Annotated in this window: 19 protein-coding genes, 1 tRNA gene and 1 riboswitch; of the genes, 10 read left to right on the top strand and 10 right to left on the bottom strand. The window is 61.4% G+C overall.

What is annotated here, in order from left to right; all coding sequences use genetic code 11:
• Positions 1-172 precede the first annotated feature (172 nt).
• The 9 genes from EGJ27_RS22295 to EGJ27_RS22255 form a co-directional block, all read right to left on the bottom strand.
• Positions 173-1,534, bottom strand: a complete 1,362-nt coding sequence (locus EGJ27_RS22295; RefSeq protein WP_125832921.1) for an STY4528 family pathogenicity island replication protein — start codon at positions 1,532-1,534, stop codon at positions 173-175.
• Positions 1,531-2,085 (bottom strand): STY4526/YPO1902 family pathogenicity island replication protein, encoded by a 555-nt coding sequence (locus EGJ27_RS22290; protein ID WP_125832920.1) that lies wholly within the window; start codon positions 2,083-2,085, stop codon positions 1,531-1,533. Before EGJ27_RS22290 ends, EGJ27_RS22295 begins: the two co-directional genes overlap by 4 nt.
• Entirely contained in the window at positions 2,082-3,701 is a 1,620-nt protein-coding gene (locus tag EGJ27_RS22285; RefSeq protein ID WP_256672897.1) for a ParB family protein, read from the bottom strand. Before EGJ27_RS22285 ends, EGJ27_RS22290 begins: the two co-directional genes overlap by 4 nt.
• 56 nt (positions 3,702-3,757) lie before the next feature.
• The gene (locus EGJ27_RS22280; RefSeq protein WP_125832918.1) at positions 3,758-3,985 is read right to left on the bottom strand and encodes an Arc family DNA-binding protein; all 228 of its coding nucleotides are present in this window, start codon (positions 3,983-3,985) and stop codon (positions 3,758-3,760) included.
• Entirely contained in the window at positions 3,972-4,178 is a 207-nt protein-coding gene (locus EGJ27_RS22275; RefSeq protein WP_125832917.1) for a hypothetical protein, read from the bottom strand. Before EGJ27_RS22275 ends, EGJ27_RS22280 begins: the two co-directional genes overlap by 14 nt.
• Positions 4,165-4,362, bottom strand: coding sequence for a hypothetical protein (locus tag EGJ27_RS22270; RefSeq protein WP_125832916.1), 198 nt, complete (start codon positions 4,360-4,362; stop codon positions 4,165-4,167). The genes EGJ27_RS22275 and EGJ27_RS22270 overlap by 14 nt, the downstream gene beginning before the upstream one ends.
• Positions 4,359-5,705, bottom strand: a complete 1,347-nt coding sequence (gene dnaB, locus EGJ27_RS22265; protein ID WP_125832915.1) for a replicative DNA helicase — start codon at positions 5,703-5,705, stop codon at positions 4,359-4,361. Before dnaB ends, EGJ27_RS22270 begins: the two co-directional genes overlap by 4 nt.
• Complete coding sequence (locus EGJ27_RS22260) at positions 5,702-6,571, bottom strand: ParA family protein (protein ID WP_125832914.1); 870 nt, start codon at positions 6,569-6,571, stop codon at positions 5,702-5,704. The genes dnaB and EGJ27_RS22260 overlap by 4 nt, the downstream gene beginning before the upstream one ends.
• A 191-nt stretch (positions 6,572-6,762) precedes the next feature.
• Positions 6,763-6,838, bottom strand: a tRNA-Asn gene (locus EGJ27_RS22255).
• A 164-nt stretch (positions 6,839-7,002) separates the two neighbouring features.
• Here EGJ27_RS22255 and EGJ27_RS22250 point away from each other — a divergent pair.
• The 8 genes from EGJ27_RS22250 to EGJ27_RS22215 all read left to right on the top strand — a co-directional run bounded on the left by EGJ27_RS22250 (position 7,003) and on the right by EGJ27_RS22215 (position 16,470).
• Positions 7,003-8,628: an NADP-dependent glyceraldehyde-3-phosphate dehydrogenase gene (locus EGJ27_RS22250; RefSeq protein WP_125832913.1), complete on the top strand. Its 1,626-nt coding sequence runs from the start codon at positions 7,003-7,005 to the stop codon at positions 8,626-8,628.
• A gap of 491 nt (positions 8,629-9,119) precedes the next feature.
• Positions 9,120-10,274 carry a mandelate racemase family protein gene (locus EGJ27_RS22245; RefSeq protein WP_125832912.1) on the top strand — a complete coding sequence of 385 codons (1,155 nt, stop codon included), beginning with the start codon at positions 9,120-9,122 and terminating at the stop codon, positions 10,272-10,274.
• An 89-nt stretch (positions 10,275-10,363) separates the two neighbouring features.
• Positions 10,364-11,986, top strand: a complete 1,623-nt coding sequence (locus EGJ27_RS22240) for an ABC transporter substrate-binding protein (RefSeq protein WP_125832911.1) — start codon at positions 10,364-10,366, stop codon at positions 11,984-11,986.
• A gap of 39 nt (positions 11,987-12,025) precedes the next feature.
• Complete coding sequence (locus EGJ27_RS22235) at positions 12,026-13,063, top strand: ABC transporter permease (protein WP_125832910.1); 1,038 nt, start codon at positions 12,026-12,028, stop codon at positions 13,061-13,063.
• On the top strand, positions 13,063-13,971 hold the full coding sequence (locus EGJ27_RS22230) for an ABC transporter permease (protein WP_125832909.1): 909 nt from the start codon (positions 13,063-13,065) through the stop codon (positions 13,969-13,971). The genes EGJ27_RS22235 and EGJ27_RS22230 overlap by 1 nt, the downstream gene beginning before the upstream one ends.
• Positions 13,972-14,000: 29 nt before the next feature.
• On the top strand, positions 14,001-14,840 hold the full coding sequence (locus EGJ27_RS22225) for an ABC transporter ATP-binding protein (RefSeq protein WP_125832908.1): 840 nt from the start codon (positions 14,001-14,003) through the stop codon (positions 14,838-14,840).
• A 10-nt stretch (positions 14,841-14,850) separates the two neighbouring features.
• Positions 14,851-15,615, top strand: a complete 765-nt coding sequence (locus EGJ27_RS22220; protein WP_125832907.1) for an ABC transporter ATP-binding protein — start codon at positions 14,851-14,853, stop codon at positions 15,613-15,615.
• Positions 15,616-15,747: 132 nt separating this feature from the next.
• Positions 15,748-16,470, top strand: coding sequence for an oligogalacturonate-specific porin KdgM family protein (locus EGJ27_RS22215; protein ID WP_125832906.1), 723 nt, complete (start codon positions 15,748-15,750; stop codon positions 16,468-16,470).
• A 106-nt stretch (positions 16,471-16,576) separates the two neighbouring features.
• On the opposite strand, the gene EGJ27_RS22210 is transcribed toward EGJ27_RS22215, so the two are convergent.
• The gene (locus EGJ27_RS22210; RefSeq protein ID WP_125832905.1) at positions 16,577-17,311 is read right to left on the bottom strand and encodes a FadR/GntR family transcriptional regulator; all 735 of its coding nucleotides are present in this window, start codon (positions 17,309-17,311) and stop codon (positions 16,577-16,579) included.
• A gap of 150 nt (positions 17,312-17,461) precedes the next feature.
• Here EGJ27_RS22210 and EGJ27_RS22205 point away from each other — a divergent pair, with 150 nt between their 5' ends.
• Together EGJ27_RS22205 and EGJ27_RS22200 are read left to right on the top strand one after the other, a co-directional pair.
• The gene (locus tag EGJ27_RS22205; RefSeq protein ID WP_125832904.1) at positions 17,462-18,178 is read left to right on the top strand and encodes a FadR/GntR family transcriptional regulator; all 717 of its coding nucleotides are present in this window, start codon (positions 17,462-17,464) and stop codon (positions 18,176-18,178) included.
• Between the two features lie 19 nt (positions 18,179-18,197).
• A riboswitch (cobalamin riboswitch) is annotated at positions 18,198-18,403 on the top strand.
• Entirely contained in the window at positions 18,365-19,570 is a 1,206-nt protein-coding gene (locus EGJ27_RS22200) for an ABC transporter substrate-binding protein (protein WP_371920878.1), read from the top strand. It overlaps the preceding riboswitch by 39 nt.
• The last annotated feature ends 15 nt before the right edge of the window (positions 19,571-19,585 follow it).

Raw genomic sequence — 19,585 nt, 5'->3', positions numbered from 1 at the left:
TGATTCCACTGGAATCAAACTCTGCGCAGCGCCGAATCGGAATCCAGGTCCGGTCGCCTGCTCGTCCGGCAGTCTTGATTCCATTGGAATCAGACCGAACCACGACTCCTGATTCCACTGGAATCAGAGCAGACCTCAAATCTTGATTCCAGTGGAATCAAGCCTCCTGACTTCACTTTCGCCCTGGACTATCTCCCGGCTTTTGGCGGTTGCCTGGCGACTGGCTCGTCATGTTCCTCATGATCTCCGCCATGGCCTTGCGTGCAACCTCACGCTGTTCGGGGGTTGGCGGCTGCTTGCTTGCACGCGGGGCAGGTGGCCTCGGAGCAGGCTGCCGTGTGGTCTGCGGCGGCGGTACCGCCTGCCGGGCGACGGGAGGCGATTGCGCCAGGTCGTTGAAGCGACCGTCGCGCGCCTTGTCGATCATGCGCAGCAGATAACCGACCGGGTTGCGCAGTGCGTTCTGTCCGCAGCGCGCAGCCCATTGGGCAAGTACGTCGGCCTGCAGCTGGGGCGGCATGAATCCCATGGCGATCGTGATCTTCTGGCGCTCGTCGAATGGCAGCTCATGAAAAACCGCTGGCCAGCCCGGATCCGGTTCGGCTCGCGTGCGCGGTACAGAGCTTTTAAATACATCTGTATATGTACTTGTACAATATGAGTTCGGATTCCGAACCGGGTCGCAAAGCCCCGGTTTTCTACTGGGTTCGGATTCCGAACTCGGGTCCGCAGGATTCCGAACTGCGTGTTTTTCACTGAGTTCGGATTCGTTTTTACCGGGTTCGGAATCGTGCGCACCGAGTTCGGATTCACTTGGGCGTTCAGCCAGGTCGGTTCTGGTCGCCCAGCTCTGCCGACCCACTCGCTGCTCCAGGATTTCCACTCTGGTCGGCACGGTATGGTTGCGCACGTGAGGGTCATGCTGAAACTCGTCCAGAGTGAACGCCGCCACTTCACGTACCGCCTTGTTCGCGTGGGTTTGCGCGCTGCCGAGCAAATCCAGATAGTTGGTGTCCAGCAACATGGCTTCACTGATACTCACCGGTTCATCGTGCAGCAAGTAGATGTTGCCTTTCATACGCCCGGTCGCTTCGTCTCGCACTCTGCCCGCGAGACTGATCCAGCGCGTCAGTCGAAGCGTCGTCAGCGCTTTTGCCACCGTTTCGCGCGATGCCAGCCGAAACGGCGACGATGCCAGAAATGGACGCAGTTGTTCATAGGTGGGGAACGAGGTCAGCCCATCATCGTTGAGCAGCAACCTGAATACCTGCCAGGCATTGCGCTCCAGCGGGGTCAGACGCTCATCCAGCAGCAGACGTCGGGGTACGCTCTCATGCGGATTCCCGGTAAACAGAAGGCCCGCCCTTTCCGTCTCCGCTCCAAGCGCCGCAGGTTGCTCGGACAGGCTTGCTGGCCGCGTCGACCTCACAGGCCTCGGTCGCTGCTGACTTAGCGCTAGAGTTGCGCGATCCAGCAAGGCGTTCAGTGCCGGGAGCGCCCCCGGCGAATAACGATGAGCGGTGGCGGCGATCACAGCAGCTCCTGATCTATCCAGCTTTTCAGGGTGTTCCAGACCATCATCAGGTTGACCTGCGGCATCTGCTCCACGATCTGCATCGCTACCCGCAGCAGTGCCCGCGCGTCGCGCGGGTCTGCCGAGGTGCCTTTACCGAAGGTGAGCCAGTGTTGCCACAGCGCCTGTTCCTGCTCCTGGGTCAGGGACGGCCAGCGCCCCTTGCGATTGGGAATCCCCAGGATCGATCGACGCAACGCCACTTCCTTGGCCGTGAGCCCGAAAAGCTCGTGGATCAGCAGCGAGCTGGCACCCAGACGCACCGCCTGCATGACCAGCAAGTCTTCCTCGTTTTTTCTGGCCTGAGCCAGCAGCCGTTGCACCACCGGGCTATCCACCACCACCTTGACCCAAGGCACATTGGCGTTAACCAACAGGCTCATGCAGTGCGGCTCAATCAGGTCCTTGAGGTGGTGCTCAGCAAACCCCATCGCCAGGCAGCTGCGAAGCTCGCCGCGCCGAATGTCCTCAAGGACCTGATAGGCGACGGCGAGATTGAGAGGATGAGTCATGACTGCATCTCCAGGTCGATCAATCGACGGGCCAGGCGAATCACCCGGAACAGTTTGACCAGTGCTTCATCACCTATGCGCGGCTCGCTGCCGGGATCGGGATCACCGATTCCGGCGCGGCCGAGCAATAACTGGCCCAGTTCTGCTGCGAACTGAAACTCGCTGAAGTCAGCCTCTGCGGCTTCGGGCATGTCCCGCACGAGCGCGAAGCGGCCACTCAGCGCGTCCAGCAGGTTGACCAGCGTTTCCCTGCTGGTCGGAGACAGCGCGTCTACTGGTCGATCCAGCAGAAAACCGATGCCGCTATCGCTTGGCTCCACTCTGCAATGCAGATCCTCTCCCTCGACGATATCGCTGACCAGCCCGGCTATCTGCTGACGCAGAGTGTCGGGCTCGTCGAGCTTGCGTTCGATGTACCAGAGGTCGGTAATGGGGTGGAGGCCGCCGACCTGAACCGGAATAGCGTGCAGACACGCCTGCGCAAAATCCGGGATCGGCTCGCCAGTGGCCTGAGCCAGTTGCCGCTTCATGGCCTGAGTGCGCTCTGTTAAACCGGCTATCGGAGAGATCACATGGGCGTCGACCAGTGCCTGTGATTCCTCCTGCTCCACAGCCTCTGGATCTGGAGAGTCGGGGTGCGACGCCGGCGGAAGGTGCTCCGCAAGACCCGACGTTGGTTCTAGCTTGCGCTGCGAGCGCTCCGCCGGCGCCGTTACTGTCGGCGGAGCCCCCGTGGATTCTGGCAATGCTGACGGAGCCCCTGACTCTGGCCGCCTGTTCGGCGGCTCCGGCGTGCTGCTCCGGCTCTCCAGCAGGTCCATTTTCAACCAGTTGTAATCCTTGCCCAGCGGTTGCTGCATCTGGTGAATCAGCTCGTCTTGAAATCGATCGACCTTGAAGTCCGCTGTCTCATCGAAGGTAGCGAGCACGTCCTGAAACAGAGAGGCAAAATCGATACGCTCATCTGCCTCAGCGTATTGCTGCCAGACTTTCTCACCGCTGCGTCGCAGCGCAGTCAGCCGCTCGATCTGAGGTTTTCCTAATCCCGCATACAACAGCTTGGGGATCGCCGGAAGCAGGAAAGTCACGGCGTCCTGCATCTTGCTGATATGCGGCTGGGAAACGGGATAGCCGTCATCAGCCAAACGCTGCGCCAGCTCACGCTGGGTAAGCTGGCCGCCTGCCTCAACTTCGTAAAGCTCCCGGGCGCGCTCGACACCCAGGGCACGCTCGATAAAGGTCAGCTCGCCGTGCATGTCGTTTTCAGCCAAGTGGCCGGTCAGGGCAACGATGTCACGCCGCGACGGCCATGGCCTGAACAGACAGCTGATTTTCAGAAAGCGCTCGTCGCGAGTCTCTGTCCAGAGCTCCTTGAGAATGGCGAGACGCGTATTACCGCCGTTACGGATGATGAAGTGCGGCTCGCCGGGACGCCGCGTAATCGGCGGCGGCGCGTCCAGACCGCGCTTGCGAATGGACTCCTTGAGCTGGTCGTACAGTGGATTGCGGTTAAGCCGCGGGTTGTGTTCATAGGGACGTAACTGATCCAGCGTGATGACCATTGGCGTGTCGGCGATCGGATCTGACAGCTGCGCCAGAGTCGGGCCGTTGTTCATGAATGCGCCCTGCAGCAGCTTGCCTTTGATGCTCTCGACGTTCGGCGATTTGATACTCATGACGGCCGCTCCTTGTTATCAGGAGCGGATGCGGTCAGGCGATCTATCACTGCGTTGGCCCGCCGGAGTTCCTCTTCAAGCTCCAGACTTCGAAACAGACGATGGAGAATTTCCGCGTTCATCGACCGATTGGACGCTTTTGCCAGCTCCGCTATCTGATGCCGCAGCCCCACCTGCGCGAAGCGTACGATGAATTTCTCGCACGGTTTCTTACTTCGAGTCATCTTCGCCTCCGTGCGTCGGCAGATCATCTTTTTCGTAATGCAGGTCACCAACGGAGAGCGACAGGACCTCCACTGCCTGCCACCGCTCCACTTGGCAGGCCAGTCCGTATATGAAACGGCCAGCACCGCTCTGGCCATCCTTCAATCGAAACACGACGGTGCAGAGCACCTCATCTGACTCAACGGTTTTCATGGCTGTCCTCCTGGACGGCGTAGCTGCCACATTCCGGGCAGACCAGAATCTCCAGTTCGCCATCCCGCAGGATGGTGTCGACCAGACGCTGCAGCGCACGGTGGCGAGCAAACTGCGCGCGGCAGTCCAGACATTGGCTCCGCGCTATGGGGTGTTTAACCAAGGTAGTCGCTTGGGGGGTCATGCATAGGCTCCTTGCCGATCCGTGGCGTCGAGGTTGACGAAACGCGTGTGTGCGGGGATGAAACCGGTGCGCACGACACCCGTGGGTCCGTTGCGGTGTTTGCCGATGATGAGCTCGGCAACGCCTTGATCCATTGTGTCGGGGTGGTAGACCTCTTCCCGATAGATGAACAGTGTCAGGTCGGCGTCCTGTTCCAGCGCGCCTGATTCGCGCAGGTCACCGTTGTGAGGTCGCTTGTTGGCCCGGTTTTCCAGAGCCCGATTAAGCTGGGACAAGGCGATGACCGGGCAGCTGAATTCCTTGGCCAGCGCCTTGAGGCTCGCGGAAATGGCCGCGACCTCAAGGTTGCGATTTTCGTGACCCGGGCACTGCATCAGTTGCAAGTAGTCAACCATGATCAACCGCGGCTTGCCGAATCGGCGAGCGGCTCGACGAGCGCGTGCGCGCAACGCGGTGGGCGTGAGGCCGGCGCTGTCGTCGATGACCAATCGCTGGCCATAGCCGTTGATGCGGGCGGTCGCGGCCGTCAGCCTGACCCAGTCTTCGTCCTCCAGCTGGCCGCGCATAAGTTGCGCAACGTCGAGCTGCCCAAGTATGGCGAGCATGCGGTACATCAGCGCCTGCGCTGGCATTTCAAGCGAGTAGATCTGCACGGTGTTGGCCGGATCCTGCTGCAGTACCGCGTCGACGATGTTCAGCGCCAGACTGGTCTTGCCCATGGACGGCCGTGCCGCAACGATGATCAGATCAGCGTCCTGAAAACCGCCGGTCTTTTCGTCCAGATCTTTCAAGCCGCTCGGGACACCGGTCACGCCAGTCCCATGGTTGAAGTGAAAGTCGACCTGCTCGACCACCTTCATCAGCGCCTCGTTTATATCGACGAAAGAGTCAGGCGACTGCCCTTCGCCCAGTGCGAACAATCGTTGCTCGAAACGCTCCTGCACCTCCTGACTGCAGGCCTTGGGTTCTGATGCGCTTCGGCTGCATTCGTAACCCAGACGAATCAGCTCTCGCAGGTGCGCACGCTCGCGAACGATCCCGGCATAAGCGGCAATGTTCGCTACGGAAGGCGTGTTCTTCGCCAGTTCTCCAAGGTATGCGAGTCCGCCAGCCTCCTGGGCATCCTGGAGTGCTTCGGCAACCGTCACCACATCGAATGGCAGGTTGGTGACGGCCAGCGATTCGATCGCCTGATAAATCAAACGGTGCTCGCGCTTGAAGAAATCGCCTGGCGACAGCCCGTCTGCGATCAGTTCCCACGCCTGGTTGTCGAGCATCAGCCCGCCCAGCACGCCCTGCTCTGCTTCGATCGAATGTGGCGGCATCAAGTCGGCAAGGTTCATGAAGCCACCTCCACGCGTTGATCGACGGGTTCGCCCACAGTGTCGAACGCGTAGCGGTCAAACTGCGCCTGCCATTCGGGAAAGACTTCGCGTGCCAGTGAGTGGATGACGGAGAACGCCGATGGCGCCTTTCGATTATGGGGCTGTCGCTGTTCAAGCCGGTGAGCGGGCAGGCCTTGGGTCGCAGCGCGGCGGAACGCCACCGCAGCGGGGATGGTGGTATCCAGCAGTTTGATCTGTGGATGCTCGGTCAGCGTTTCGCTCAGCGACTGGTAAATCAGATGCGCATCGTTCGTTGCGTCGAGCTTGTTGACCACGATGTTCAGCGGCGGCGTATGCACGCCCAGAGCCGACAACGGCTCCAGATCCTTCAACAGTTGCTGGGTCCCGCGATAAAACTCGCGAGCCGCCAGCATGTCCGGCGTGATCGGTGATATCGCCAGATCCGAGGCTAGCAGCGCCATTTCAAGCATCACCGACCGTGCGCCTTGGGTGTCGATCAGCAGCAGATCGAAGTCATCAGCGAAGGCCGAGACCAGATTTTTCAGACGCAGTCGTCCATCCGCCGCATGCAGCAACAGGTTGCTGAGCTGGCTGAACGGGTCGTTGGAGACGATCAGGGAAAGATTGGGGATGCACGTGCGGCTGATCACCTGCGCGGAGCGGGTCTCGTTCTGTGCGATCAGTTGATAGGTGCCACCTGGTGCTTCATGGTCCAGACGATAGAACGAGGACAGCGAAGGCTGGGTATCAAGGTCTACAAGCAGGGTTTTGAGATTAGCGTCGGCGCAGAACGCGCCTAGATTGGCTGTGACCGTGGTTTTGCCCGGCCCGCCCTTGGTCGAAACGATGGTTGCGATTTTCATGCTGAACGCCTCTAAATCAAGTGATTAGAGGCAGCGTTCGGCCGTTCAACCTTCATCTATAATGTGTTTCGAGATGTAAAAACCACGATTTCGAGCTGCTTCGCAAGCTGACTACCAATGATCGTTTTTTTGCGATCACTGACACGGTTTCGCGAAGCGCGCCTAACCTGTTGATTTACATCTGAAAAATCTGGCTCCACGACCTGGACTCGAACCAGGGACCCAGTGATTAACAGTCACTTGCTCTACCAACTGAGCTATCGCGGAATGAGCGCTATGTTACTGATTGGAAAAAGGAAGTCAAGCGAGTCCCTCAAAAAATTTTCCATAAATATCCGGTGCTTGCCCACGACGGGGTTCATGGCCGGCGGGGTGTGGCGTAGTGTATTTGCACATGCTTTGAAACAACCCTTCCCGACGAGGTGACCGCAATGCCCCTGGAAAACCCTCTTGCAACGCTCTTCCCCACTGCCGAAGCGATCCCCGAGCAGTTTCGCCCCGGCGCGCCCATCGAGCAGCGCGAATATCTGGTCAACGGCGAACTGCGCGTATGGGCCGGAGCACTTGCGCCGGTGCGCAGCCCGGTGTCCGTACGCGATGGCGAGGCGCTGGAGCCGGTCATTCTGGGCAGCACGCCCTTGATGGACGCTCCCACCGCAATGACCGCACTGGACGCGGCGGTGCACGCCTATGACCGCGGCCAGGGTCGCTGGCCGACGATGCGGGTGGCCGAGCGAATCCAGCATGTGGAGAGTTTCCTCAAGCGCATGCGTGAACAGCGTACGGCGGTGGTCCATCTGCTGATGTGGGAAATCGGCAAAAACCTGAAGGACTCGGAAAAGGAATTCGACCGTACCTGCGACTACATCGTCGATACCATCGCTGCCCTCAAGGAGCTGGACCGGCGCTCCAGCCGCTTCGAGCTGGAACAGGACACTCTCGGCCAGATACGGCGCGTGCCGCTGGGCGTAACGCTGTGCATGGGTCCGTACAACTACCCGTTGAACGAGACCTTCACCACGCTGATCCCGGCGCTGATCATGGGCAACACCGTGGTGTTCAAGCCGGCCAAGTTCGGCGTGCTGTTGATCCGGCCATTGCTGGAAGCGTTTCGCGACAGCTTCCCGGCGGGCGTCATAAATGTGATCTACGGCAGCGGCCGCGATACCGTCAGCGCCTTGATGGCCAGCGGCATGATCGACATCTTCGCTTTCATCGGCACCAACAAAGCGGCCAGCGCCCTGAAAAAGCTCCACCCGCGCCCGCATCGGCTGCGCGCCGCGCTGGGGCTGGACGCCAAGAACCCGGGCATCGTGCTGCCGGATGTGGATCTGGACAACGCGGTCAGCGAAGCGGTGACCGGCTCGCTGTCGTTCAACGGCCAGCGCTGCACCGCCCTGAAAATCCTGTTTGTGCATGAAGATGTGGTCGACAGCTTTCTGGAAAAATTCCAGCAGAAACTGGCGCAGCTCAATCCGGGCATGCCGTGGGAAGCGGGGGTGTCGCTGACGCCACTGCCGGAACCGGGCAAGACTGATTATCTGCAGGGTCTGGTGGCCGATGCGCTGGGCAAAGGCGCCAGGGTTGTGAATAGCGGCGGCGCGCAGGTCTGTGAAAGTTTCTTCTACCCCGCCCTGCTCTACCCGGTGAACGAGCAGATGCGCGTGTACCACGAAGAGCAGTTCGGTCCGGTCGTGCCGGTGGTGCCTTATCGCGATATAGAAACGGTGGTCGACTATGTGCTCAACTCCGATTTCGGCCAGCAACTGAGCATCTTCGGCAAGGATTCGGCCCAGGTCGGGCGTCTGGTGGATGCTTTCGCCAATCAGGTCGGGCGCATCAACATCAATGCCCAATGCCAGCGCGGGCCGGACCAGTATCCGTTCAACGGGCGCAAGAATTCGGCTGAAGGCACGCTGTCGGTTCACGATGCGTTGCGGGTGTTCTCGATCCGCACGCTGGTCGCGACCAAGTTTCAGGACAACAACAAGGCGCTGGTCAGCGACATCATTCGCAACCGTGAATCGAGTTTCCTGACCACCGATTACATATTCTGAAGCGCCGGCCTGAAGTGTGCGGAGCGATACGCGCTTCAGGCCGAAGCCTCTCCGGGTGTTTGTCGCCATGCCCGCCTTCCTCGGCAAACCATCACCTGGGCGGTTTGACCCAGCTCCGCAGCCCTTCACGGCCGTTTAAGATTCATTGAGCTGGTTCATCGAAATGTATACCCGCGACTGGCGGCTTGGGGCGAATGGTGGAACTGAAGCGGAGTGCGGTCAGCGCGGGTGAGCGTGTTGGAAGTAGCAGCTTGCTGGCGAAAACGTATTTGGGTTTCAATCAGGGTCACGAGGTATAACCTCTTCGCACATCACAATATCTACCGTTCGTCTGCACAAGATTAAAAATAGACCTCAAAGCCCCGGTATATGGCGGTATCCAGCGATATTCGCGCTACTGACTCGCTTGACATTGACCGACAACCTCCTCAATAATCCAGCCATAGTTGTATGACGACATACTAATAATCACAAAAATCACGAAGGCCCCCATGCAGATCACCTCCGTCAATGTCGATGTCTTTACGTTCCCCTCTCGCCGCGCCGTGGACAGCGCCGGCCATGCCCATCCAGGTGAAGAAACCCCGGTCAAGAACGCCATGCTGCGGATCGCTTGCGACGACGGCTCGGAGGGCTTTGCCTTCGGAACGCCTGAACTCATTCGCCCCCACGTGCTGGAATCGTTCGTCAAGAAAGTCCTGATCGGCCAGAACCCGATGAATCGCGAAAAAATCTGGCAGGAGCTCGCCCACTGGCAGCGTGGCAGTGCCAGCCAGTTCACCGACCGCGCGCTGGCTCTGGTGGAGCAAGCCTTGTGGGATCTGGCCGGTCGCGCTTTGAAGCTGCCGGTCTACCAATTGCTTGGCGGCTACCGCGACAAGGTGCTGGCCTACGGCTCGACCATGTGCGGGGATGACCTGCCCGGCGGCCTGTCCACTCCGGATGAATACGGCCGGTTCGCCGAGAAGCTGGTGCAGCGTGGCTACAAGGGCATCAAGCTGCACACTTGGATGCCGCCGATCTCCTTTGCGCCGGACCCGCGCATGGACGTGCAGGCCTGCGCCGCCGTCCGGGAAGCGGTCGGGCCGGATATCGCGCTGATGCTCGACGGTTATCATTGGTATAGCCGCACTGACGCGCTGTACATCGGTCGCCAATTACAGAAACTCGACTTCGCCTGGTTCGAAGAACCGATGATGGAAGACTCCGCAGACTCCTACGCGTGGCTGGCCGCCAACCTGGACATTCCGGTGCTCGGCCCGGAAAGCATCGCCGGCAAATACCACAGCCGTGCCGGCTGGGTGACCCAAAAATCCTGCGACATCCTGCGCGCAGGGGTGGCCGGCGTTGGCGGCATCGGCCCCTGCATGAAAGTGGCGCACCTGGCCGAGTCGTTCGGCATGGACTGCGAAGTACACGGCAACGGCGCCGCCAACCTCAGCGTGGTCGGTGCGATCAGCAACTGTCGCTGGTACGAACGCGGTCTGCTGCACCCTTTCCTGGAATACGATGACGTGCCCGCCTACCTCAACAGGCTGGTAGACCCGATGGACAAGGACGGCTACGTTCACCTGTCCGACGGACCCGGGCTGGGCGAAGACATCAACTTCAGCTATATCGAGACCCACACCCTGCAACGGTACTGACCCGCTGTACCGCGAGGGCGAGCGCAGCGCCCTTCGCACACGTGTTTCGACAAGTAAGCGTCTTAATAAATATAAGAAAGGACCGCCCCATGAAACTCTGGCCCAAGCGCCTGCCCTGGCTGCTTTGCCTCGCCGTCATGGCGACAGCGTTGCAACCACCGCCCGCCCTGGCGCGCGGCGAAACCCCGGTCGACCAACTGGTGGTCGGCATGAGCATGATCAATCTGCTGTCTCTGGACCCTGCCGGCGCCACCGGACTGGAAGTGTCGGAGGTCAATGCCAACGTCTACGACATGCTGCTGGAGCAGGACGCCGCGCAGCCGGATCGCCTGGTGCCGGCCCTGGCCGAACGTTGGGAAATCAGCCCCGACCGCATGCGCCTGACGTTTCATCTGCGCTCCGGAGTGAACTTTCATTCCGGCAACCCGCTGAGCGCCCAAGATGTTGCCTGGTCATTGCAGCGGGTGATCACCCTGAACAGAGCCCTGGCCTCGACCTGGAAAGCCTACGGCTACACCGCCGCGAACGTGGCGCAATTGATGCGTGCCGAAGGGCCGACCACCTTCGTGATGGATCTGCCCAAGCCGACCGACCCGCTGCTGGTGCTCAATACCCTGGCGACCTCGCCCAGTGCATTTGTCGTCGATCGGCTGACCGCTCTTGAACATGCCAAGGGCGACGACCTGGGAGCAGCGTGGCTGACCACTCATACCGCAGGCTCCGGCGCCTTCAAGCTGGACATCTGGCGCGCCAACGACGTCATCCTCATGACCCGCTTCGATCAGTACTGGCGCGGGCCGGCCAAGATGCGCCGGGTGATAATGCGCAACATGACCGAATCCCAGGCCTTGCGCCTGATGGTGGAACGCGGTGATCTGGACGTCGCTCGGGGCATGGCCGCTTCGGACATCAAGGCGCTGACCCGCTCCGAGGACGTCGCGGTGCAGACCATTGCGCGCGGCACCATCTACTACGTCGCACTGAGCATGGAGCAGCCGCTGTTTCAGGATGTGCGGGTGCGCCAGGCGGTCCGCTCGCTGATCGATTACCAAGGCATCAACCAGGTCGTCATGCCGCATTACGGCCTGATCAACCAGCGCCCGCTGCAACTGGGCCTGGCGGCTCGCCTGGACGATCCGGGTTACGCGCTCAATGTCGCCCAGGCCAAGCGCCTGCTCGCCGAGGCCGGGTATCCGAACGGTTTCGACATCAGCATCCGTTCTCTCACTGATTCGCCCTTCATCAATATCGCCACCAGCCTGCAATCGACCCTGGCGCAGGCCGGGATCCGCGCCAACATCATCACCGGCACCGGCAACCAGATTTATGGCGCGATGCGCGAACGGCGCTTCGACATCCTGGTCGGTCGCGGCGGCGGCGGTGCCGAGCGCCACCCGCATTCCAGCCTGCGCGCACTGATCTACAACCCGGACAATCGCGAACAGGCCAAGCTGAGCAATTTCCAGGGCTGGCGCACTTCGTACTACAACGCCGAGATCAATCAGTTGATCGAGCAGGCCGAACAGGAACGGGACGCAAATCGCCAACTGGCGCTGTACCAGCGCATCCAGATGCTGTACGACCAGGCCGCCGGGCCGATCATGCCGGTGTCGCAGATGACCGATGAAGTGGTCCTGCACAGCGATGTGCGCCAGTACCAGGGACACAGCGCGGCCACAACCCGCCTGCGCGACGTCTACAAGCAACGCTGACCCAAGCCTTCCCTCGCTCAATCCAAGGCAGGACAACTCATGTCGAGTGCATCGATTTCTTTTTGGAGCAGTCGGGTCGCCCATGGCACCCGTCGCAGCGGTTCAGTGGCGGCGACCCTGTTCGGCTTGCTGTTGCTCACTTTCTTCATTGGCCGGGTCATGCCGCTCGACCCGGTATTGGCCATCGTCGGCCCCGACGCCGACGCCGCCGCCTACGCCCAGGCCTATCAGGAACTGGGCCTGGACAAGCCACTCTGGACCCAGTTCGGCCTGTACCTCACCGACCTGCTGCATGGCGACCTGGGCATGGCCTTGCTCACCGGCCATCCGGTGATCGACGACATCGTCCGGGTATTTCCCGCCACGCTAGAGCTGGCGACCCTGGCGATCCTGTTCGGCGTATTGGTCGGGCTGCCGCTGGGCGTCTACGCCGCCACGCACCAAGGCCGGGCCGGCGACCATTTCGCCCGGCTCATTACCCTGTTCGGTTATTCAACGCCGATCTTCTGGCTGGGCATGATGGCTTTCCTGGTGTTCTACGCCTGGCTGGGCTGGGCCGGCGGTGTCGGGCGCATCGGCCTGGCCTACGACGGCCTGATCGAAACCCGCACCGGGCTGCTGTTGGTGGACACCGCCTTGGCCGGCGACTGGGAGGCGTTTCGCAGCGCAGTGCGGCACATCCTGCTGCCGGCAGTGATCCTGAGTTTCAACTCGGTGGCCTACATCAGCCGCATGACCCGCAGCTTCATGCTCGAACAGCTTTCCCAGGAGTACATCATCACCGCGCGGGTCAAGGGCTTGTCCCAGCGACGGATCATCTGGGGCCATGCGTTTCGCAACATCCGAGTGCAACTGCTGACCATTGTGGCACTGGCTTATGGCGGGCTTCTAGAAGGTGCGGTACTGATCGAAACCGTATTCGCCTGGCCCGGCTTCGGCCAGTACCTGACCAGCAGCCTGCTACTGGGGGATATGAATGCAGTGATGGCCTGCGTGCTGCTGATCGGCCTGATCTTCGTCGCGCTGAACCAGATCAGTGATGCCCTCTACAAAGTCTTCGACCCGAGAACACGCTGATGAATACCTCAATCGCAAGCAGCGCCAACCCCATGATCAGCGCTCCGCAATCCAGCCTGGCGGCGTTCTGCGCCAGCAGTTCGCGCCTGATGCACTTTCTGCTGCGCAACCCGATGACCCTGGCCGGGCTGGTGGTGATCGGAACCTTGATGGTGGTTGCCCTGTTCGCGCCGCTGATCGCCACTCACGATCCGCTGGCCCAGGACCTGTCCGCCGCCTTGCGCATGCCCGGCGCGCAAAACTGGTTCGGCACCGACGAGTACGGCCGGGATGTGTTCAGCCGCCTGGTCTATGGCTCGAGGGTCACGTTGTACATCGTGATGCTGGTCACGGTGATCGTCGGCCCCATCGGCCTGTTGATCGGCACCGTGTCCGGCTATTACGGCGGCTGGGTGGACGGTCTGTTCATGCGCGTCACCGACATCTTCATCTCGTTCCCCAGCCTGGTGCTAGCCCTGGCGTTCATCGCCGCATTGGGTCCGGGACTGGAGCATGCAGTCATCGCCATTGCCCTTACAGCCTGGCCGCCGATAGCCCGTCTGGCGCGTGCAGAAACCCTGTCGCTGCGCTACGCCGACTTCGTGGTGGCTGTGAAACTGCAGGGCGCTTCGACACTGCGCATCATCGCCAGGCACATCATTCCCATGTGCCTGTCGTCGGTGATCATCCGCCTGACCATGAACATGGCGAGCATCATCCTGACGGCCGCCGCCTTGGGCTTCCTCGGCCTGGGCGCGCAGGCACCGTTGCCGGAATGGGGCGCGATGATTTCCAGCGGCCGGCGCTACATGCTCGAAAGCTGGTGGCTGGTGGCAGCACCCGGCGCCACCATCATGCTGGTCAGCCTGGCCTTCAACCTGCTCGGCGACGGCCTGCGGGATGTGCTCGACCCACGTAACGCCAAGTAATGACAGCCATCACAACAAGGAAGAGCGCCATGTCAGAGATCAAGCTTGCGGTAGAGGATTTGCGGGTCGAGTTCATCAGTGGTGGCGTGGCCAGCCCGGCGGTGCGCGACGTGTCGTTCACTCTGGGCCGTGAGAAGCTGGCGATTGTCGGCGAATCCGGCTCAGGGAAATCCACGGTGGGGCGCAGCCTGTTGCGCCTGCATCCGACTTCGGCGCGGGTCTCCGCCAGGACGATGCGCTTTGGCGACGTCGACCTGCTGGCTTGCAGCGAAAAGCAGATCCAGGGCATTCGCGGGCGACGCATGTCGATGATCATGCAAGACCCCAAATACTCGCTTAATCCGGTGATCAAGGTCGGCGAGCAGATTGCCGAGGCGTACCTGGCCCACCACAAGGTGTCCCGGCGCGAGGCACGGGAACGCACTCTGGCAATGCTGGCCGAGGTGCATATCCGCGAACCGGCACGGGTCTACGAGCTGTATCCCCATGAGGTTTCCGGCGGCATGGGCCAGCGGATCATGATCGCGATGATGGTCATCACCGATCCCCAGGTGATCATTGCCGACGAGCCCACTTCAGCACTGGACGTGTCGGTGCGCCGCCAGGTGCTCAATGTACTGGAGGAACTGGTCAGCGAGCGGGACCTGGGGCTGATTTTCATCAGTCACGACCTGAACATGGTCCGCCACTTCTGCGACCGGGTGCTGGTCATGTATGCCGGGCGTGTCGTGGAATCCCTGGCCGCCGACGAACTGGATCAGGCGCGTCATCCGTACACCCAGGGCCTGCTCGCCGCCCTGCCCAGCCTCGACCGGCCGCGTGCCACCCTGCCGGTGTTGCAACGCGATCCCCTTTGGCTCATTCACTGAGACTGCTCCCATGGCCATGATCGAAGTCGATTCACTCAACCTGAGCTTTGGCACCGGTGCTGCGCTGAATCAGGTATTACGCAATGTCGACCTGCGGGTCGAGGAAGGCCAGTCGTTCGGGCTGGTCGGCGAGTCCGGGTCGGGCAAGACCACCGTGCTGCGTTGCCTGGCCGGGCAATATCAGCACTGGACCGGGACGCTGCGCCTGGCGGGTCAGGCGATCCAGCGCAGTCTCGACGCCGACCACTGTCGCAAGGTGCAGATGGTGTTTCAGGACCCCTACGCGTCGCTGCATCCGCGCCACACCATCGATACGGCGCTGAAAGAGCCGCTCAGCATCCACCGTATCGGCGAGCGCGACCGGCGGGTCTGCGAGGTGCTGAATCAGGTAGGGCTCAACGAGAGCTTTCGCTTTCGGTATCCACATCAGTTATCCGGCGGGCAACGCCAGCGCGTGGCCATTGCCCGGGCGCTGATTCTGCAACCGCGAGTGTTGCTGCTGGACGAACCCACCTCGGCGCTGGACGTGTCGGTGCAGGCGGAGATTCTCAATCTGCTGGCCGATCTGCATCGGCAGCAAGGGCTGACGTACCTGATGGTCACCCATGATCTGGGCGTCGTCGCACACCTGTGCGACCGCGTGGCGGTAATGCAACAGGGCCAGGTGGTGGAAACCCTCGACACCCGGCGGCTGGTCGATAACCAGGCGCAGCATGAGTACTCCCGACTGCTGATTCAGGCCAGTCGAGACATGGACGTGCGCCTGACTGGCTGACGACCCGCTGCCCTTTCGGCAGCCATTCGCTTTATCCCGCTGACAACTATCCCCGGCCTGACCGGCAAGGGGTTCGGCTGCCCGCGATTTGCTCACACCTACCGAAAACCAAATCAAACAAGAATAAAAACCATGACAAAAACCACTGCATTGATCGCTTTCACCACCCTGTTCTGCAGCGCCTGGGCCTATGCCGACAGCGCCTACATCAACTACCGGCATCAGTATGCCGAGAGCACCCGCATGCACGCCGACCGGGTCAAATTCGGCACGCGCCTGGACAGCGGCTGGGGGTTCGAAGGCGAGCTGAAATACAAGACTGCCGGCGACCGGCAGGACGTGGCGTTCGACAACACGGTGGGCAACGGCCACGAGCTGACCGTGAGCTATCAACACCGGCTCAACGACAAGTGGCTGCTAACCCCTTCGCTGGCCCTGGAAAGCATCGAGAAATCCACCGCCTACAAGATGGGGCTCAAGGTGGGCTACAAGGTCACCGATCAGTTGACGGTGTCGGGCCGTTATCGCTACGACTCGATCAAGCTGGACCGCGACAAGGTCAACCGGGACATGCCCGACAACCAGATGAACGACCAGTCGATCAATCGCTTCGACGTGTGGCTCAACTATGCAACCCAAGGGCCGTGGGCCTATGAATACCAGTTCACCTATTTCGACGCAGACTACATCCGCTTCGACAACGGCAAGACCGATTACGAACAGAACGCGGCGTTCAAATACAAGTGGGACAAGCACTGGGTGCCGTTCTTCGAAGTCGGCGACATCAAGGTCGATTCCGAGGACGACAAACGCCAGCTGAGATTGCGGGTGGGGGTGCAGTACAACTTTCTCTGAGATCCGCGGCAGCCAATGAGGGCCCCTTCGCCGGCAGGCTGAGCCCTAAGGGCGCTTTGTCGCCGGTTCTGGTGGAGGCCGCTTGCCGGCGACTGCGGTTGGGCGGTCAATCGCTGTACAACGCCTGCGTCCTGCGCAGGCGCGTCCGGCTGCCGCTCAGGTGCAGGTACATCGCGGCGCGGGCGGCGTCGGCGTCGCCCTGGGCGATGGCGTTGTAGATCTGCCGGTGTTCGGCGTTGATGCCGGCCAGGTAGGCGCTGCGGTCGCTCTGGCCGGTGTAGGCCGAATTCATCCGGGTACGCGGAATCAGCTTGGTGCCCAGATGCTTCATGATGTCGATCAGGTAAGCATTGCCCGAAGCCTTGGCGATCTTGAGGTGAAACTGAAAATCGGCATTGATGGTGGTGCCGGATTTTTCCGGGCCTTCCAGCAGCGCATCGAACGCCCGGCGCAGTTCCAGCAGCGCTTCAGGCGACCGCCGCTGTGCGGCAAGACCGGCCGCCTCGACTTCCACGCTCAGGCGAAATTCCAGCAGATTGAGTACGTCCGACAGCGTCGCAATGGTCGACGGCCCTACCGAAAACCCCTCCGGCGGCGGCATGTCCAGCACGAACGTCCCGACACCATGACGGGTCTCCACCAGCCCCGCCGCCTGCAGGCGCGACAGCGCATCACGAACCACCGTGCGGCTGACGCCTTCGGCTTCCATGATGTGCAGCTCCGAAGGCAGACGTTCGCCACGCTTGAGTACCCCGTCGCGCATGCGTTGGGCAAAGCGGTCGACCAGGGTTTCGGCCAGGCGTCTGTGGTTCTTTTGCGCGGAAGGGAGGTTGTCCGCCATTGCAGCCTCGGTTCGGGGGGAATGCGCGAGTATAGGCCGCGATACCACACAAAACCCAGCCGAGGTGTGGTTATACTCAACGCGCCCGAGCCGACGCCCTGTGCGCCAGGTTCGCCACCGACAGCCCGATCCGGAACGATCCCACTGACCATGGACCAACCTTCCTCGCCCACCGGCCGCCGCTCCAGCCTGACCCAGCAACTGGTCGCGGAATTCACCCGCAGGATTCGCGACGGCGAAATCGGCAGCGGCGAGAAACTGCCCACCGAGCAAGTCATCATTCGCGAGACCGGCGTCAGCCGTACCGTGGTGCGCGAGGCCATGTCGCGGCTGCAGGCCGAAGGTCTGGTCGAAACCCGGCATGGGATCGGCACCTTCGTGGTCGACGCCGCGATGCCCCGCCCGCTGCATGCAGAAGCGCTGCCGCTGGCAACCGGCAACGCAGGCATCGCGATCATCGAGTTGCGCCTGAGTCTGGAGCCGGAAGCCGCCGCCCTCGCCGCCCAGCGCCGCACGCCGGAACAACTGGTTGCCATCCGCGCGGCGCTGGACGCACTGCACCTTTGCACGGTGGCCGGCGCGCCGACCTTGCAGGCTGATTTCGAGTTCCACCGGCAGATTGTACTGTGCACCGCCAATAGCTTTTTCACCGACGCCATGACACAACTGGGCGAAGGCATTGTGCCGCGGGTCGGCAGCGGTTTCGGCAATGTGGCGTCGGTTGTCCATGAAGACGATCCGGCCGTGCAGCAGCGTGAACAGGAGCTGATCTACGAAGCCATCGTCCAGCAGGACCGCGACAGCGCGCGGGCCGCCATGCGCCTGCATCTGATCAACGCTTTGCAGCGGATTCGCGCAAACCCGTAGCATCTGGTTTCGTTATTCTATAACATGCCGCCCCGTCGGTTTCCGAGAGGAACTAACAGGGAATTCGCGCGCCCCATTCAATCGGGTCGTCACCGAAACTGCCCCCGCAACTGTAGGCATCGAGTCTGTTCCGAAGCATCTGCTTGGCCACTGGGTTTCCCGGGAAGGCCGGAACATGACCATGACGTGCCAGTCAGGAGACCTGCCGACCTGCTGCACAACACTAACCGGCGGGGTGTCCGGGAAGGACATCCGCGCACGCCTTCTCTGCGTGCCTTGCATTGCCCTGCTCCGTTCCGGTGGCGTCAGCGGCGAGCCGGGGTGTGTTTCCTGCAAGTACCTTGCGCCTTGCACACGTACGAAAGGAGATCGCATTTCATGTCGTTGCCGCGTCTAGCCACACTGATCACCGCCCTTGGCCTTTCCACGCTCTGCGCCGCCGAACCGACCCGGTATCCGCTGACGCTGGAAAACTGCGGCCTGCCCCTGACCTTTACGCAGGCACCCGTCAAGGCAGTGACCATCGGTCAAGCCGGCACTGAAATGCTCTACGAACTGGGGCTGGGCGACCGCCTGGGCGGAACCTCGCTGTGGTTCAACGACGTGCTGCCGCAATTCAAGGCGCAGAACGACAAGGTAGAGCGTCTGGCCGATAACGACCCCAGCTTCGAATCGGTGATCGGCAAGCGTCCGGGGCTGGTGGCCGTGCAGCTGGAATGGATGGTCGGCGCGCAGGGCGTGGTCGGCACCCGCCAGCAATTTCATGACCTCAAGATCCCGACCTACATCATGCCGTCGGACTGTGAAGGCAAGGACAATCTGGTGGGCGCCGACGGCACGCGCCTGGAGCCGTTCCGCATCGAGTCCATCTACAAGAGCATCGAGCAGCTGGCACAGATTTTCGACGTGCAGGACCGTGGCCGGCAACTGATCGGCCAGCTTCAGGAACGTCTGAAAACCGCCTTGGCCAACGTCAAGCGCAACCATGACAAGGACGTGTCGGCGGTGTTCTGGTTCTCCAGCGCCGATCTGGACATCGACCCCTACGTCGCCGGCCGCAAGGGAATTCCGGACTTCATGCTCAAGAGCCTGGGCATGCGCAACATCGTCGAATCCGATGAGGAATGGCCGACCGTCGGCTGGGAAACCATCGCCAAGGCCAACCCCAACATCCTGGTGATCGCACGCATGGACCGCCGCCGCTTCCCGGCCGACGACTACCGCAAGAAACTCGAATTCCTCAAGTCGGACCCGGTGACTCGCAACATGGATGCGGTGAAGCATGACCGCATCGTGATCATCGACGCCGACGGCATGCAGGCCAGCCTGCGGCTGTTCACCGGCATCGAAGAACTCGCCGCCGCGGCCGACCGGTTCAGTAAAGCCCCATGAAGTCATCGGTGACAT

This window comes from Pseudomonas sp. v388 (assembly GCF_003935425.1).
Classification (GTDB): domain Bacteria; phylum Pseudomonadota; class Gammaproteobacteria; order Pseudomonadales; family Pseudomonadaceae; genus Aquipseudomonas.
Note: the sequence above shows the minus strand (reverse complement) of the source record. Positions and strands in the feature narration are given on the sequence as shown.